This is a genomic window from Haloarcula hispanica ATCC 33960 (assembly GCF_000223905.1).
Classification (GTDB): Archaea; Halobacteriota; Halobacteria; order Halobacteriales; family Haloarculaceae; genus Haloarcula; species Haloarcula hispanica.
The window spans coordinates 2,745,426-2,761,037 of sequence record NC_015948.1 but is presented as its reverse complement, the minus strand read 5'-3'; the positions used below and the strand labels follow the sequence as shown (position 1 = coordinate 2,761,037).

Sequence of the window (15,612 nt, the reverse complement as noted above, 5' to 3'; positions counted from 1 at the left end):
GTTGCGGCACTGCGACGCGGGTTGTCCTTCTGTACCGCTCTCTGCCTATGTGAACCATCAGTCGCTACTCGTCCGAGACCGGCGTCCGGCGAAGCTCGTCGAGCTGGTCCCGGAGCTTGCTCAGCTCCGTCTCCAGTTCTTCACGGCGGTCGATGAGCGCGCTCAGCTCCTCCGTGTTGACCGAGTAGTCGTTATCCATCGCCACGTCCAGCGCGTCGGTCGTCGCGCTCGTGAGGTCAGACGCCACCCGCAACACCTCGCTTGGCGTTCCGCGGGACTCGTACAGCTCCTGTTCGCCCGACAGCGGGCTGTATGTCACCATCGGCGACTCGACCCCGCGGTGGTAGCTCACGGCGTAGCTCGTGTCCGTCACCGGATTGAGGCGGTCGTCCGCCCGCTCCGTTCGGACGATGTTGAACGGCTCGGCCAGCGCGGGAAACGTGTCGGCGAGGTCCCGAAGCCGGTCCGCGGCGGTCACGTCCAGTTGTGCCTCCACGTCGCCAAAGAACTGCCGGGAGTTGGTGAGGCTAAACGCTACGGTGTAAAACACTGACTCGTCGCTGTCGGCCAGATTGCGAACGCGGTCGCGGACCTCCTCGTGACGGCCCTCGATAGTGAGCTTCTCCAGTTCCTCAAGCAGCGCCCGGACGCCCTCCTCGCGTTCGAGGAACGCCTCGACGATCGCGCCGGGCATTTCCTCGCCATCCACGTCCTCCATGGCCCCTCTTTTGCGGGGCCTCGTAAACAGTTTGTCGCTGGCAGCCGCTAATCCGCACGGCTTACTGGCAGCCGCTAATCCGCACGGCTTATACTGTCGGCTGTACGTCTGTGAAGAATTTCGCCACCCTGAGGTGGCGAATATCTTGAAATAGTTACAGCCGACAGTATTACAACCAACACAAAACATATGCCATCCCGCGTGAAGTGATAGCACGTCCGACCCCGGTGGACGGACACTATGACAGGCCAAGGGGGCACTTCCCCGGACGTCTGCTATTGTGCCGGGCGTGTAATATCAGTATATGCCGTTTTATCGACCAGTAAGCGGTGTTTACTGCTTGCTGGACAGCCACTGAAACGGGGGCCCGGAACGGAGTGAGCGATCACGACGCGATGAAACGCGTCGCTCACCGAGTCAAATTCAGAGAAACGCCCGGAGCGGGATTTGAACCCGCGTCACGACCGTGACAGGGTCGTATGATGGGCCACTACACCATCCGGGCAGCCTACGAGCACACACTGCACGGTGCTCGTCAGTTGGGTCGCAATAGGAACGCCCGGAGCGGGATTTGAACCCGCGTCACGACCGTGACAGGGTCGTATGATGGGCCACTACACCATCCGGGCCTTCGTTGCATTTCTTCGTACCTTGGTGTCGGTATTAAGACTTTCCAAAGAAATCCGCCCCGTGATGAGTGCACATGACGGGACCCAAAGTTCTATGTCCGGTCTGCTTCATGTGATTGGTAGGAGCAACCACGCCCGCAGTCCGCGAGGGTGGACGGGTCCGATAGCCACGGCAGAGCGACTTGGTAAGTGTTATATGCACCCCGACAGTACGGCCCTGTAGTATCTCGTGACAGCCACCTTCTCCAGCAGCAGGCCAAACGCACACGCACACACATGGTAGATGTAAGTCAACACGACCTCGTCCCAGACCACAGTGTCGTCGACGAGGACGACCTCGAAGCAGTACTCACGGAGTATGAAATCAAGAAGACGGACCTTCCGAAGATCAAGCGCACCGACAAGGCGCTGCCCGATGATGCCGAAGTCGGTGACGTGGTTCGGATCGTCCGCGACTCTCGAACGACGGACGAAGCCGTCGTGTATCGACTGGTGGTAGAATAATGGACACACAAGATCGCCGCGCTATATCGCGTGAATATTTCGCCAAGGAACGGCTCGCCGAACACCACTTCCGCTCGTTTAACGCCTTCCTCGACCGGGGGATGCAGCAGGTCGTCGACGAGAAAGAGACCATCGAGACCGACATCGGTGACAAGGAAGGGCAGGAACCGGTGTGGGTCGAACTGGGCGACGTCCGCGTCGTCACTCCACGGGTTCGCGAGGCCGACGGCAGCGAGGAACTGCTGTACCCGCAGGAAGCCCGCCTCCGCAACATCACCTACTCCGCGCCGGTGTTCATGGAGATGGCCATCGTCCGCGGCGGTGAGGAGGAGCCGGAGGAAGTCGTCGACCGGACGGAGACCAAGATCGGGCGAATGCCCATCATGGTCGGGTCGAACAAGTGTAACATCGCGGGCTTCACCGACGAGGAACTCATCGACATCGGCGAGGACCCTGCAGACCCCGGTGGCTACTTCTGTGTCAACGGCTCCGAGCGGGTGCTGATGACCAGTGAGGACCTCGCCCCGAACAAGATTCTGGCCGAGTACGACACCAAGTACGGCGACGAGGTGCAGGTCGCCAAGACGTTCTCCCAGCGCCGTGGCTACCGCGCGCTGGTGCTGTGTGAACGGACCCGGGACGGGCTGCTGGAAGTCTCGTTCCCGTCCGTTTCGGGCAGTATCGACTTCGTCACGCTGGTCCGCGCGCTGGGGCTGGAGTCGGACGAGGAGATCGTCCACCGCGTCAGTGAGGACCCGGAAATCGTGAAGTTCATGCTGGAGAACCTGGAGGAGGCCGAGGTCCAGACGACCGAGGAAGCCATCGAGACGCTGGGCAAGCGTGTCGCCTCCGGGCAGGGCAAGAACTACCAGCTCAAGCGGGCCAACTACGTCATCGACCGCTATCTCCTCCCGCACCTGCACGAGGAAGGCGTCGAGGAAGAGGAAGTCCGTATCAACAAGGCCTTCTACCTCTGCCGGATGGCCGAGGCGTGTTTCGAACTGGCACTGGGCCGTCGCGAATCCGACGACAAGGACCACTACGCCAACAAGCGGCTGAAGGTCAGCGGCGACCTGATGACCGACCTGTTCCGGACGGCGCTGAACAAGCTCGCCCGGGACGTGAAGTACCAGCTCGAACGGGCCAACATGCGGAACCGACAGCTCTCCGTTTCGACAGTCGTTCGCTCGGACGTGCTAACCGAGCGGCTGGAGCACCCGATCGCGACGGGGAACTGGGTCGGCGGCCGCTCCGGCGTGAGCCAGCTGGTCGACCGGACCGACTTCATGGGGGTGCTGTCACACCTCCGGCGACTGCGCTCGCCGCTCAGTCGCTCTCAGCCCCACTTCGAGGCACGGGACCTGCACGCGACCCAGTGGGGTCGCATCTGTCCCTCCGAGACGCCGGAAGGACCGAACTGTGGGCTGGTGAAGAACTTCGCCCAGGCGATGGAGCTGTCACAGGACGTGTCGGACCCGCAGGGTCTCAAACAGGAACTCGCAGAGATGGGGGTCCAGGGCATCCCCGGTATCGAGTCGATCGAACAGCAGCCCGCGGACGATTAATATGAGTCAGGGACGCGAAGCCAAAGTATACGTAAACGGTAGTCTGGTTGGGACACATCCCGACCCGGAACAGCTCGCAGAACAGGTACGACAGGCGCGACGACGGGGGGACGTCTCCCAGATGGTCAACGTCTCGGTCAAGAACCGGACCGGGGAAGTCATCATCAACGCCGACGCTGGCCGTGCCCGACGCCCGCTGCTGGTCGTCGAAGACGGCGAACCGCTGATGACCGACGAGGAGGTCGAGCAGGTCAAAGAGGGCGAGCTCGAATTCGAGGAACTCGTCGAGCGTGGCCTCGTCGAGTTCATCGACGCCGAGGAGGAGGAGGACATCCTCGTCGGCGTCGACGAGGACGAACTCACGGAGAAGCACACGCACCTGGAAGTCGACCCGCAGCTGATGTTCGGTATCGGTGCCGGGATGATTCCGTACCCCGAACACAACGCCTCGCCCCGGATTACGATGGGGTCGGGGATGATTAAACAGTCGCTGGGCCTGCCGTCGGCGAACTACCGCATTCGCCCGGACACGCGCCAGCACCTGCTGCACTACCCGCAGCTATCGATGGTCAAGACCCAGACCACCGAACAGATCGGCTACGACGACCGCCCGGCGGCACAGAACTTCGTCGTCGCCGTCATGAGTTATGAAGGCTTCAACATCGAGGACGCACTCGTGATGAACCAGGGGTCGGTCGACCGCGCGCTCGCCCGTTCACACTTCTTCCGTACCTACGAGGGCGAGGAACGGCGCTACCCCGGCGGTCAGGAGGACCGCTTCGAGATTCCTGACGACGAGGTTCGTGGCGCACGCGGCGAGGAAGCGTACACGCACCTCGACGACGATGGCCTCGTCAACCCCGAAACGAAGGTCGGCGAGAACGCCGTCCTGCTCGGCAAGACCAGCCCGCCCCGGTTCCTCGAAGAGCCGGACGACATGGGCGGTCTCTCGCCCCAGAAGCGCCGGGAGACGAGCGTGACGATGCGTTCGGGCGAATCCGGTGTCGTGGACACGGTCACGCTGATGGAAGGCGAGGACGGCTCGAAACTTTCGAAGGTCTCTGTGCGTGACGAGCGCATCCCCGAACTCGGGGACAAGTTCGCGTCACGGCACGGCCAGAAGGGTGTCGTCGGCCACATCGCCCCGCAGGAGGACATGCCCTTCACCGAGGAGGGTGTCGTCCCGGACCTCATCATCAATCCGCACGCACTGCCGTCGCGGATGACCGTCGGCCACATCCTCGAGATGATCGGCGGCAAAGTCGGCGCGCTCGAAGGCCGCCGCGTCGACGGCACCGCCTTCACCGGCGAGGACGAGGAGGAACTGCGCGGCTCGCTCGAAGACCACGGCTTCGACTCCAGCGGCAAGGAGACGATGTACTCCGGCGTTACCGGCGAGAAGATCGATGCGGAGATCTTCGTCGGCGACATTTTCTACCAGAAGCTGTACCACATGGTCTCGAACAAGCTGCACGCCCGCTCGCGCGGGCCGGTGCAGGTGCTCACCCGCCAGCCCACCGAGGGACGCGCCCGCGAAGGTGGCCTGCGCGTGGGTGAGATGGAGCGGGACGTGCTCATCGGGCACGGCGCGGCGATGGCGCTCAAGGAGCGTCTGCTCGACGAGTCCGACCGCGAGTGGATCAACGTCTGCGGGCAGTGCGGGATGACCGCCGTCGAGAACGTCGAGCAACGGCGCATCTACTGTCCGAACTGCGAGGAGGAGACGGACATCCACGAGGTCGAGATGTCCTACGCGTTCAAGCTCCTGCTCGACGAGATGAAGGCGCTCGGAATCGCCCCGCGGATCGAACTGGAGGACGCAGTATGAGCTCACAACAGACACCCCAGGAAATCGGTCAGCTCAGCTTCGGGCTGATGGACCCAGAGGAGTACCGCGAGATGTCGGCCACGAAAGTGATCACGGCCGACACGTACGACGACGACGGCTTCCCCATCGACATGGGGCTGATGGACCCGCGGCTTGGGGTCATCGACCCCGGACTGGAGTGCAAGACCTGCGGGAAACACAGCGGCTCCTGTAACGGCCACTTCGGCCACATCGAACTCGCTGCGCCCGTCATCCACGTCGGGTTCGCGAAGCTCATCCGCCGACTCCTGCGCGGGACCTGCCGGGAGTGCTCCCGGCTCTGTCTCGACGAGCACGAGCGCGACGAGTTCGCTGACCGACTGACACGGACCCAGGACCTCGGTCGCGACCTCAACGACGTGACCAAGGCCGCCATCCGGCAGGCCCGCAAGAAGGACCGCTGTCCGTTCTGTGGCGAGAAGCAGTACGACATCAAACACGAGAAGCCGACCACCTACTACGAGGTGCAGGACGTGCTGGCCTCGGACTACCCCGAGCGGATCGCCGCCGCGATGGAGGAGTCCGAGGACCCGATCTCGCCGATCGACCTCTCCGAAGAAACCGGCATCGACAGCAGCCGTGTGCAGGAGATTCTCAGCGGCGAGTTCCGACCCCGGCAGGAGGACCGCCGCGCTCTGGAAAAGGCGTTGTCGGTTGACCTGACCGAGGAGGACATGAACAAGCTGATGCCCAGCGACATCCGGGACTGGTTCGAGGACATCCCGGACGAGGACATCGAAGTGCTGGGGATGAAACCGGCCCGCTCCCGGCCGGAGTGGATGATTCTGACGGTGCTGCCGGTGCCGCCGGTGACGGCTCGGCCCTCGATTACGCTGGACAACGGCCAGCGCTCCGAGGACGACCTCACCCACAAGCTTGTGGACATCATCCGCATCAACCAGCGGTTCATGGAGAACCGCGAGGCGGGTGCGCCACAGCTGATTATCGAGGACCTCTGGGAACTGCTGCAGTACCACGTCACCACCTTCATGGACAACGAGATTTCGGGCACGCCGCCGGCGCGACACCGCTCCGGCCGGCCGCTGAAGACCCTCTCCCAGCGCCTGAAAGGCAAGGAGGGTCGCTTCCGCGGCTCGCTGTCCGGGAAGCGCGTGAACTTCTCCGCCCGGACCGTCATCTCGCCGGACCCGACGCTCTCGCTGAACGAGGTCGGCGTGCCGGACCGGGTCGCCAAGGAGATGACCCAGACGATGAACGTCACCGAGCGAAACCTGGAGAAAGCGCGGCGCTACGTCTCCAACGGGCCTGAAGCCCACCCCGGCGCGAACTACGTCAAGCGGCCGGACGGCCGCCGGCTGAAGGTGACCGAGAAAAACTGCGAGGAACTCGCGGAGAAGGTCGAAGCGGAGTGGGAAGTGTCCCGCCACCTGGTCGACGGCGACATCATCATCTTCAACCGCCAGCCGTCGCTGCACCGGATGTCTATCATGGCCCACGAGGTCGTCGTGATGCCGTACAAGACGTTCCGGCTGAACACGACGGTCTGTCCGCCGTACAACGCTGACTTCGACGGGGACGAGATGAACATGCACGCCCTGCAAAACGAGGAGGCCCGGGCCGAAGCCCGCGTCCTCATGCGCGTGCAGGAACAGATGCTCTCCCCGCGCTTCGGCGAGAACATCATCGGCGCGATTCAGGACCACATCAGCGGGACCTACCTGCTGACCCACACCAATCCGAAGTTCAACGAGACGCAGGCGCTTGACCTGCTCCGGGCGACGCGTATCGACGAACTGCCCGAAGCCGACGGCGTCGATGAGGACGGCGAGGAGTACTGGACCGGCCGCTCCCTGTTCTCCGAACTGCTGCCGGACGACCTGAACCTGGAGTTCACGTCCTCCGCCGGCGACACGGTCGTCGTCGAGGACGGCCAGATGACTGGCGGCACCATCGACGAGGACGCCGTCGGCGCATTCGGCGGCGAAATCGTCGACACCATCGCCAAGGACTACTCGCGGACCCGCGCCCGGATTCTGGTCAACGAGGTCTCGGCGCTGGCGATGCGGTCGATCATGCACTTCGGGTTCTCCATCAGCATCGACGACGAGTCCATCCCGCGGGAGGCCGAAGAGCAAATCAACGACGCCATCGACAGCGCCTACGACCGCGTCGAGGAACTCATCGAGACCTACGACCGCGGCGAACTCGAATCGCTGCCCGGTCGGACCGTCGACGAGACGCTGGAGATGAAGATCATGCAGACGCTGGGCAAGGCGCGTGACTCCGCCGGTGACATCGCCGAGGACCACTTCGGCGAGGACAACCCGGCCGTCATCATGGCCGAGTCCGGCGCGCGTGGGTCGATGCTGAACCTGACCCAGATGGCCGGCTGTGTCGGCCAGCAGGCAGTCCGTGGCGAGCGGATCAACCGCGGCTACGAGAACCGCACGCTTAGCCACTTTGAGGAGAACGACCTCTCGGCGGACGCCCACGGCTTCGTGGAGGCGTCCTACCGCTCCGGGCTCGGCCCGAAGGAGTTCTTCTTCCACGCGATGGGTGGCCGCGAGGGACTGGTCGATACGGCTGTCCGGACATCGAAGTCCGGGTACCTGCAGCGCCGGCTCATCAACGCCCTGTCAGAACTCGAAACGCAGTACGACGGGACCGTCCGGGACACAAGCGACACCATCGTTCAGTTCGAGTTCGGCGAGGACGGCACGTCGCCGGTCGACGTGTCCTCGAACCAGGAGGGTGACATCGTCGACGTCGAGCAGATCGCCGACAGCGTCCTCGACGAGGAGTTCGAGAGCGAGAAACAGAAAGAGAGCTTCCTCGGCACGCGGACCGAGCGGACCAACCTCTCGGAGCATGCGGACGACTGGTGGATGGCCGAGGGTGACGACTAACAATGACAGCACACGACGTATCAGCAGACATCGAAGCCGTCGTCGAGGACACTGAGCTGCCGCGACGGCTGAAAGACGAAGTGTACAGCACCATCGATGAACGGGGCGTCGGCGTCGACGACGCCGACCGCATCGCCAAGGCCGTCGAGTCCCGCTACCTCGACACGCGTGTCGACCCGCTGGACCCGGTCGGGACCGTCTCGGCCCAGTCCATCGGCGAACCGGGAACGCAGATGACGATGAACACGTTCCACTACGCGGGGGTCGCCGAGATCGACGTGACCCAGGGCCTGCCACGGCTCATCGAGCTGGTGGACGCCCGGAAGACGCCGGACACGCCGATGATGACGGTTCACCTCGACGAGGAGTACGCGGATGACCGCGAGCGCGCACACGAGGTCGTCTGGAAGATCGAGGCGACGCGCATCCTCGCGCTGGGTGACATCTCGACGAACGTCGCGGACATGCTCGTCGAGATCGACCTCAACGAGGACACGCTGCTGGAGCGGTGGCCGACGGTCAACGACACGGACGCCATCGCCGAGGAGATCGCCGAGACCATCGAATCGAATCTCGGCGTCTCGACCCGGCAGGCCGGCACGGTCATCGAGTTCGGCCCGGAGGAACCCAGCTACCGCGACCTCCTACAACTGGTCGAGGAGTTGCGGGAGATCGTCTTCAAGGGGATCGAGGAGATCACCCGCGTCGTCATCCGCAAGGAGGAGACTGACAACGGCGAGGAGTTCGTCCTCTACACCGAGGGGTCGGACTTCGGCGAAGTGCTCGACATCGAGGGCGTCGACGCCTCCCGGACGACGTGTAACAACATCCACGAGATCTACCGGGAACTCGGCGTCGAAGCGGCCCGCGAGACGCTCATCAACGAGACGATGAACACGCTCGAAGAGCAGGGGCTCGACGACGTGAACGTCCGGCACCTGATGCTCGTGGCCGACATCATGACCAACGAGGGGACCATCGAGTCCATCGGCCGCCACGGCATCTCGGGGTCGAAAGACTCCGTGCTTGCCCGTGCAGCGTTCGAGGTGACGGTCAATCACTTGCTCGACGCCGCCATCCACGGCGAGGTCGACGAACTCGACGGCGTCACGGAGAACGTCATCGTCGGGAAGCCGATCAAGCTCGGCACCGGCGACGTCAACCTCCGGATGGGCACGACCCAGGACTGATGCGGGTCGAACTCTCGGACGAAGCGCGTCGACTGGTCGCCCTCTTCGAGGACGAGGCAGCCGTCACCGTCCGGGATTGCGTCGTCGACGAGGACCACGACCAGGTGGTGTATCTGGTCAAGCGCGGGGAGATGGCCGACGCTATCGGCCCGGGCGGTCAGACGGTCGAGCGCGTCGAGGAGCGCCTCGGCCGCGAGGTCAAACTCGTCGAAGCCGCCGAGACGGCCGAGGACTTCGTGGCCAACGCGCTCGCGCCGGCCGCGGTGTACAACGTCACCGTCTCGGAGAACGACGACACCGTCGCGTACGTCGAAGTGGCACAGGAAGACCGCGGGGCTGCTATCGGCCGCGAAGGCCGAAACATCGACGCCGCCCGGCAACTGGCGAAGCGACACTTCGAAATCGACGGCATCGAACTGACCTGAGCGAGGCGATTCGAGCGGGTCCACGGACCCGCCTGCTCGGGCAGTCGATGTGGAGACGGACAGAAACCGCTTTTTTGATTGGTCGTGAACCGACTGCTATGCCTGCACTCCGGCGTCCAGACGGCGGCGACCTGCTGGCTCCGCTGACTATCGTCGGCATTTACCTGTATCACGCACACGTTCTGGGGAACCCCCCGTCCGGACTCGAAGGCGCGTTTATGCTCGCGCTGTTCGTGTTGGTGGGGGCCACGAGTCTCGTCGAGGGACTGCTCGCGTCACCGGCGTACCCGCTCGTCGGTGGCGGACTAATCGCGGTCTTTTATCTCGTCCGGTTCAGCCAGCGACAGGATATCGGCTCCGCCTTCGGCGTTTGTGCCGGAGTTCTTTTCGGTAGCTATGGCCTCTACCAATTGGTCACGTCGAGCGCCGAACCGAAACTGTAAGTGGCAGATGAAACAGGAGGCGACACTCAGTCGTCGCCAGTGGCCGGGTCGTCCGCGCCGTGTTCGTACACGTCGGTATCGCTGTGCGTGGTGCCGCTGTCGACATCGAACGTCTGCAGGAGTTCGCTGAGGTCGCCGGCCTGATCCGAGAGGGACTCGATGCCGCCGGTGACTTCGTTGATCGTCGCGGTCTGTTCCTCCGCGGCGGCGGCGACGTTCTCGGCGCGGGAAGCGGTTTCCTCGCTGATTGTCCCGACCTCGTCGGTCATCGCCACTGCTTCCTCCGTCGTCGCGGCCTGCTCGTCGGTGGCGTCGCTGATGGACTGGATACCGTCGTTGACCTCTTCGACGCGGTCGACGATCTGTTCGAGGGATTTGATCGCGTCGTCGACAGTGTCGATACCGTCCGTGACGGAGTCGCCCATCTGCCTGATGTCGGTCACGGCGTCACCGGTGGTGTCCTGCACTTCCTCGATAACCGTCGAGACCTCCTCGGTGGCTTCGGTCGTTTCCTGTGCGAGGCCTTTGATCTCGTCGGCGACGACGGCGAACCCTTCGCCAGCTTCGCCGGCTCGTGCGGCCTCGATGGAGGCGTTCAGGGCGAGCATGTTGGTCTGCTCGGCGATGTCGTCGATGAGGTCGACGATGTCGCCGATCTGCTCCATCTCCTCGTCGAGTGACTCGACGCGGTCGATTGTTTCGTCGGCTCGCGTCTCGATGTCGTTCATCACCTCGATGGCCTCCGATGCGCGCTCGCTGCCGGTTTCACCGATTTCGGCGGCTTCGTTCGACGTGGTCGCGACTTCGTCGGCCTGTGCCGCGACCTCTTCGACCGTCGCGGAGAGGCCGGACATCTCGTCGACCGTCTCCTCGATGTTCTCGTACTGCGTCTCCGCGCCGTCGGCGATCTCCTGTACGGATTCGCTGACCTCCTCGCTGGCGTCACGGACCTCCGTGGCGCTCGCGGTGATCTGGTCGGCGGAGCCGTCAACGTCGTCGGCAAACTCCCGGATACGCATGACCGTCTGGCCAAGTTGGGCGAGCATATCGTTGAACGCGGCGGCGATGTCGGCCATCGCGTCGTTGTCCGTGTCGGTGTCGAGTCGCTGGGTGAGGTCGCCGTCGGCCGCTTTCCGCATCACGGCCGAGAACTCCTCGGCCTGCCGTTCGAGCGTTCCGGCCAACTCCTCAGCCTCCTCTTTGGACTCTTCGGCCTCTTGCTGGGCCTGTTCGAGATCGCTGATGAACGATTCGAGGTTGCCGTGCATGCTCGATAGCGACGCTCCGAGCTGGCCGGGGATGTCCTCGTCGAGCACCGGGTCGTCGAACGCCTGTCTGGAGAGCGCGTCGGCCTGTGCGGCGACGGTGTCGAGATAGGTCTTCATCTCGTAGAAGGCGTTCTGGACGTCGCCGATCTCGTCGAGGCGGTCAGACTGTTCGATGTCGGTGTCGAAGTTCCCCACCGCGAGGGCTTCCGCCTGTGTCGAGAGCTGTCTGAGCGACTGCATGATGCCGCGACCGACGAGGACGCCGATGAGGGCGAACCCGGCCAGTGAAACGCCGATGATGGCGACGAAGCTCCCCTGAATACTGTCACGTAACGCGAAGGCGGTCGATTTCGGGGCCTGCTTGACGACGATCCACGGCGTGTCATCGACGGACTCCGCGGCGATCAGGTACGGCCCGCTCCGGGCCACGTCGCTCTCTCCCGCTGTGAGTGCGGTCAGGTTGGCGGAGACGTTGTACTGTGTCCCGATAGTCGAGGCGTCCTCGGCGAACTGGACCGTGCCGTCCTGTCGGATAATCCGCGTTTCACCGCCGTCGATGGAGTTGCGGAACTGGGCCGTCCGCGCGGTCACGTTGTGGACCACGACGACCAGCTTGTCGCTCCGGGCGACCGGGCTCGCGAAGGCGATGTACTTGCCCCCGTTATAAGTGTACACTGTCGACATATCGACCGAGTTCGACCCGGTGACCGAGAGGCCTCCACCTTCCCACTCGAAGTCGTCAGTCCGGAGCGACGTGTCGCGTCGGTCGCTCAGCGACGACTCCTCGATTTCCAGGGTCTCCTCGTTGACGTAGTGGATGGCATACACGGACTCCGGCTGGTAGAACGCTTGCCGCTGTAACGCACCACGGATCATCGTTGGACTCCCCTCCTGAACGTCGGACAGCGTTGAGAGAGTTCGTGCGGCGTTTCGCTGGCTACGGACCCAGTCCGCTGTTGTCGTGGCCGTCTGGATGGTGCCCGTCTGCAGTTCGTTCTCGCGCTGTTCAGTCAGTTCGTTTGCGACCGTCCGCTCCGCAGTGACGCTGACACCCGCAACGAGCAGGGCAATACAGAGAATGATGAGCGTCAACTTCCGGAGGTACGTTCGCCGGACGATGTCTGGGAGACGTTGTTCGAGTTTCATAGATACTACCCGCAGGTCTGTCTGAATAACTCAAGCGCCGGTACTAGAAACCATCTGCCCAGTTATCACACCTGATTCCATGTGGCCGGGCTATCTCCCGGCCTGGCGGACTGGGACCGGTGTCTGTGACTCCTGATACGTACACTGTCGGCTGTGACGAATTCCGCAGACCGATGCTAGTGTGGTCTCCCGAAATAGTGTCAGAAAACTCTGTGAAAGCTGAAATCATCGAATATGGGTTCCCGAAGGACCGCCGGGAACTGTTTTGCGCGTCATACGCCGACCGAAACACCTTGTTACCCGTTTCTTTCCCGCTGTCGTGGCCTCTCTTCGCGTTATCTAACCCAGTTCTGCACCTGATTTCCCCGTCTATGGCACAGAACGCCACACACGGAAGCGCTACCGGCTGAGTCCGAAAGAGGAGTCTTAAGTACCTCCGAAAGGTACCAGTGCCTACTATGGCGAACGGCAAGTACGCCGCGCGCAAGCTCAAGAAGGACCGCCAGAAACACCGGTGGTCCGACACTGACTACGCGCGTCGCGAACGCGGCCTGGGCAAGAAGTCCGACCCGCTCGAGGGTGCGCCCCAGGGACGAGGTATCGTACTGGAGAAAGTCGGCATCGAGGCCAAGCAGCCCAACTCCGCTATCCGGAAGTGTGTCCGCGTCCAGCTCATCAAGAACGGTAAGCAGGTCACCGCGTTCTGTCCCGGTGACGGCGCTATCTCTTTCATCGACGAGCACGACGAGGTCACGATTGCGGGTATCGGCGGGGCGAAGGGCCGCGCGATGGGCGACCTCTCCGGTGTCAACTACAAGGTCGAGAAGGTCAACGGCGTCTCTCTCATCGAACTTGTTCGCGGGAACGCGGAGAAACCGGTCCGATAACCATGAGTGCCGAAGACACACCCGAGGCTGACGCTGACGAGGCTGCGGAAAGCGAGCCGGAGACGGCCCGTGCGAAGCTGTTCGGCGAGTGGGAGATCGCGGACATCGAGTACTCCGACCCCTCGACCGAGCGCTACATCACTGTCACGCCGATCGCCCACACGATGGGGCGACACGCGGACAAGCAGTTCAAGAAAAGCGAGATCAGCATCGTCGAGCGGCTCATCAACCGCCTGATGCAGACCGACGAGAACACGGGCAAGAAGCAGCTCGCGACCTCCATCGTCACTGAGGCGTTCGAAATCGTTCACGAGCGCACCGACGAGAACCCGATTCAGGTGCTCGTCAGTGCTGTCGAGAACAGCGCCCCGCGAGAGGAGACCGTCCGCCTGAAATACGGTGGTATCTCGGTCCCGAAGGCCGTCGACGTCGCGCCACAGCGCCGCGTCGACCAGGCCCTGAAGTTCATCGCAGAGGGCGTGTACGGTGGCTCGTTCAAGACCACCACCAGCGCCGCCGAGGCGCTCGCACAGCAGCTCATCGGCGCTGCTAACGACGACGTCCAGGCCTACGCGGTCAACCAGAAAGAAGAGAAAGAACGCGTCGCGGCCGCCGCTCGCTAACACGGCTGTCTCCGACATCTTTATTCTTCTTTGTTCTGCAGTGAAATCTATGCGAAAACCGTGCCGGGACGGCGGGTCTCGCCGCCAGTATCTCGCCGCACTCGCCGCCGCCGGAGCGACCGCGCTGGCCGGCTGTCGCGGTGAGTCCGGGTCACAGGACGGTAGCTCGGACCCGACACCGACAACCACAACGACGGCAGACCCGGCTCGGGCGCTGGACCGCTACGACGTATCCCTCAGCCACGAGCGCAGCCAGTCACCCGACACCGACTGGGCGGCTCCGACCGCGTCGCCAACAGACACACCGCTCGCCACCGAACCACTCATCGAGGATCTGGAGATCCCGTGGGACCTCTCGTTTGCCGCGGACGGAACGCTGTTTCTCACCGAGCGGGTCGGCCGCGTCCTCTCGTTTGTGGACGGCAGCGTCCGAACAGTCACCGAACCGGCGGCAGTCATCGACGCGGAATCGAGCGACGATGGCTGGTGGGTCACCGGCGGTGAGGGCGGCACGCTCGGCGTCGCCGCGCACCCGACTTACCCCGAGCCGCCGGTAGTGTACGTCTACTACACGACGACAACCGACGACGAGCGGGTCAACCGGGTCGTCGCCATGGATGTCTCGGCCGAGGACCCGGCCGCCACGGAGTCCGTCCTCGTCGACGACATTCCCGGAAGCAAGATACACAACGGCGGTCGGCTCACGTTCGGCCCCGAGGACTACCTCTGGATTACGACCGGGGACGCCGGGTCCGGCGAACTGGCCGCCGACACCGATTCGCTCGGCGGGAAGGTCCTTCGCGTGACGCCCGCGGGCGACCCCGCTCCGGGGAACCCGGACCTCGGTGGTGACCCGCGGGTGTTCACCTACGGCCACCGGAACCCACAGGGGCTGGCCTGGCTCCCCGACGGGACCGTCGTCGCCTCGGAACATGGCCCGACCGGCCGGGACGAACTCAACCGCCTCGAAGCTGGCGGCAACTACGGCTGGCCAGACACCCGCAAGCACGAGGAGTACGCCGACGCCGGCCCCGAGGTCCGCCGCCCGCTCGCAAACACGGGCAACGCCGGCGGTTGGGCTCCCTCCGGGTCGCTGTTCTACACCGGCGACGCCGTGCCGTCGCTGCGGAACCGACTGCTCACTGGCGGCCTGAAGGGCCAGAAACTCCTCACAACGACGCTGACGCCGGCCGGTGGGGACCTGCCACCGGGTGACGACGCCGAGGTGTACGACGCTGACTGGACCGACGACGCCTACACCGCGACGACCCACTCCCTGCTGGCCGACGAAGTCGGCCGGATTCGCCACGTCGAGCAGGGACCGGACGGCGGCCTCTACCTCGTCACGTCGAACCGCGACGGACGGGCCGGCGACGGCTTCCCGCGGGAGCGCGACGACGTGCTCGCCCGCATCACGCCGGCCGAGTGACCAGCGCGGGCGGGCACCCGGCACCGCTCTCCGCTCTGTTCCGTGAACCAC

The 15,612-nt window shown here is 63.9% G+C and carries 12 protein-coding genes and 2 tRNA genes; 10 read left to right on the top strand and 4 right to left on the bottom strand.

The window, feature by feature from the left end:
- Nucleotides 1-64: 64 nt before the first annotated feature.
- The 3 genes from HAH_RS13940 to HAH_RS13930 all read right to left on the bottom strand — a co-directional run bounded on the left by HAH_RS13940 (nt 65) and on the right by HAH_RS13930 (nt 1,347).
- On the bottom strand, nt 65-718 hold the full coding sequence (locus HAH_RS13940; RefSeq protein WP_005537126.1) for a hypothetical protein: 654 nt from the start codon (nt 716-718) through the stop codon (nt 65-67).
- A 432-nt stretch (nt 719-1,150) separates the two neighbouring features.
- Nucleotides 1,151-1,223, bottom strand: a tRNA-Asp gene (locus HAH_RS13935).
- A 51-nt stretch (nt 1,224-1,274) separates the two neighbouring features.
- Nucleotides 1,275-1,347, bottom strand: a tRNA-Asp gene (locus HAH_RS13930).
- A gap of 276 nt (nt 1,348-1,623) precedes the next feature.
- Between HAH_RS13930 and HAH_RS13925 the strand changes: the two genes are divergently transcribed.
- The 7 genes from HAH_RS13925 to HAH_RS13895 all read left to right on the top strand — a co-directional run bounded on the left by HAH_RS13925 (nt 1,624) and on the right by HAH_RS13895 (nt 10,208).
- On the top strand, nt 1,624-1,851 hold the full coding sequence (locus tag HAH_RS13925; RefSeq protein ID WP_004959115.1) for a DNA-directed RNA polymerase subunit H: 228 nt from the start codon (nt 1,624-1,626) through the stop codon (nt 1,849-1,851).
- Complete coding sequence (locus HAH_RS13920; RefSeq protein WP_004959113.1) at nt 1,851-3,416, top strand: DNA-directed RNA polymerase subunit B''; 1,566 nt, start codon at nt 1,851-1,853, stop codon at nt 3,414-3,416. The genes HAH_RS13925 and HAH_RS13920 overlap by 1 nt, the downstream gene beginning before the upstream one ends.
- Nucleotide 3,417: 1 nt before the next feature.
- On the top strand, nt 3,418-5,244 hold the full coding sequence (gene rpoB / locus HAH_RS13915; protein WP_023843439.1) for a DNA-directed RNA polymerase subunit B: 1,827 nt from the start codon (nt 3,418-3,420) through the stop codon (nt 5,242-5,244).
- Nucleotides 5,241-8,150: a DNA-directed RNA polymerase subunit A' gene (locus HAH_RS13910; protein ID WP_014041493.1), complete on the top strand. Its 2,910-nt coding sequence runs from the start codon at nt 5,241-5,243 to the stop codon at nt 8,148-8,150. The genes rpoB and HAH_RS13910 overlap by 4 nt, the downstream gene beginning before the upstream one ends.
- Nucleotides 8,151-8,152: 2 nt before the next feature.
- Nucleotides 8,153-9,340, top strand: coding sequence for a DNA-directed RNA polymerase subunit A'' (rpoA2, locus tag HAH_RS13905; protein WP_014041492.1), 1,188 nt, complete (start codon nt 8,153-8,155; stop codon nt 9,338-9,340).
- Entirely contained in the window at nt 9,340-9,765 is a 426-nt protein-coding gene (locus HAH_RS13900; RefSeq protein WP_004515442.1) for a NusA-like transcription termination signal-binding factor, read from the top strand. The genes rpoA2 and HAH_RS13900 overlap by 1 nt, the downstream gene beginning before the upstream one ends.
- Before the next feature lie 98 nt (nt 9,766-9,863).
- Nucleotides 9,864-10,208 carry a hypothetical protein gene (locus HAH_RS13895; RefSeq protein WP_014041491.1) on the top strand — a complete coding sequence of 115 codons (345 nt, stop codon included), beginning with the start codon at nt 9,864-9,866 and terminating at the stop codon, nt 10,206-10,208.
- A gap of 26 nt (nt 10,209-10,234) precedes the next feature.
- Here the strand turns inward: HAH_RS13895 and HAH_RS13890 are convergent, their stop codons facing one another.
- Nucleotides 10,235-12,622, bottom strand: a complete 2,388-nt coding sequence (locus tag HAH_RS13890; protein WP_014041490.1) for a methyl-accepting chemotaxis protein — start codon at nt 12,620-12,622, stop codon at nt 10,235-10,237.
- A 458-nt stretch (nt 12,623-13,080) separates the two neighbouring features.
- Between HAH_RS13890 and HAH_RS13885 the strand changes: the two genes are divergently transcribed.
- Genes HAH_RS13885 through HAH_RS13875 form a run of 3 tightly spaced genes read left to right on the top strand, consistent with a single transcriptional unit; the run spans nt 13,081 to nt 15,561 of the window.
- Entirely contained in the window at nt 13,081-13,509 is a 429-nt protein-coding gene (locus HAH_RS13885) for a 30S ribosomal protein S12 (RefSeq protein WP_004515440.1), read from the top strand.
- A 2-nt stretch (nt 13,510-13,511) separates the two neighbouring features.
- Nucleotides 13,512-14,132, top strand: coding sequence for a 30S ribosomal protein S7 (locus HAH_RS13880; protein ID WP_014041489.1), 621 nt, complete (start codon nt 13,512-13,514; stop codon nt 14,130-14,132).
- A 49-nt stretch (nt 14,133-14,181) separates the two neighbouring features.
- Nucleotides 14,182-15,561, top strand: a complete 1,380-nt coding sequence (locus HAH_RS13875) for a PQQ-dependent sugar dehydrogenase (RefSeq protein WP_014041488.1) — start codon at nt 14,182-14,184, stop codon at nt 15,559-15,561.
- The last annotated feature ends 51 nt before the right edge of the window (nt 15,562-15,612 follow it).

What these genes read in the sequence shown, in the direction of transcription:
- HAH_RS13900 (WP_004515442.1), top strand. Translation starts at nt 9,340, where the DNA reads ATGCGGGTCGAACTCTCGGACGAAGCGCGTCGACTGGTCGCCCTCTTC.
- HAH_RS13920 (WP_004959113.1), top strand. Translation starts at nt 1,851, where the DNA reads ATGGACACACAAGATCGCCGCGCTATATCGCGTGAATATTTCGCCAAG.
- HAH_RS13885 (WP_004515440.1), top strand. Translation starts at nt 13,081, where the DNA reads ATGGCGAACGGCAAGTACGCCGCGCGCAAGCTCAAGAAGGACCGCCAG.
- HAH_RS13925 (WP_004959115.1), top strand. Translation starts at nt 1,624, where the DNA reads ATGGTAGATGTAAGTCAACACGACCTCGTCCCAGACCACAGTGTCGTC.
- rpoA2 (WP_014041492.1), top strand. Translation starts at nt 8,153, where the DNA reads ATGACAGCACACGACGTATCAGCAGACATCGAAGCCGTCGTCGAGGAC.
- HAH_RS13910 (WP_014041493.1), top strand. Translation starts at nt 5,241, where the DNA reads ATGAGCTCACAACAGACACCCCAGGAAATCGGTCAGCTCAGCTTCGGG.
- rpoB (WP_023843439.1), top strand. Translation starts at nt 3,418, where the DNA reads ATGAGTCAGGGACGCGAAGCCAAAGTATACGTAAACGGTAGTCTGGTT.
- HAH_RS13875 (WP_014041488.1), top strand. Translation starts at nt 14,182, where the DNA reads ATGCGAAAACCGTGCCGGGACGGCGGGTCTCGCCGCCAGTATCTCGCC.
- HAH_RS13890 (WP_014041490.1), bottom strand. Translation starts at nt 12,622, where the DNA reads ATGAAACTCGAACAACGTCTCCCAGACATCGTCCGGCGAACGTACCTC.
- HAH_RS13880 (WP_014041489.1), top strand. Translation starts at nt 13,512, where the DNA reads ATGAGTGCCGAAGACACACCCGAGGCTGACGCTGACGAGGCTGCGGAA.
- HAH_RS13895 (WP_014041491.1), top strand. Translation starts at nt 9,864, where the DNA reads ATGCCTGCACTCCGGCGTCCAGACGGCGGCGACCTGCTGGCTCCGCTG.
- HAH_RS13940 (WP_005537126.1), bottom strand. Translation starts at nt 718, where the DNA reads ATGGAGGACGTGGATGGCGAGGAAATGCCCGGCGCGATCGTCGAGGCG.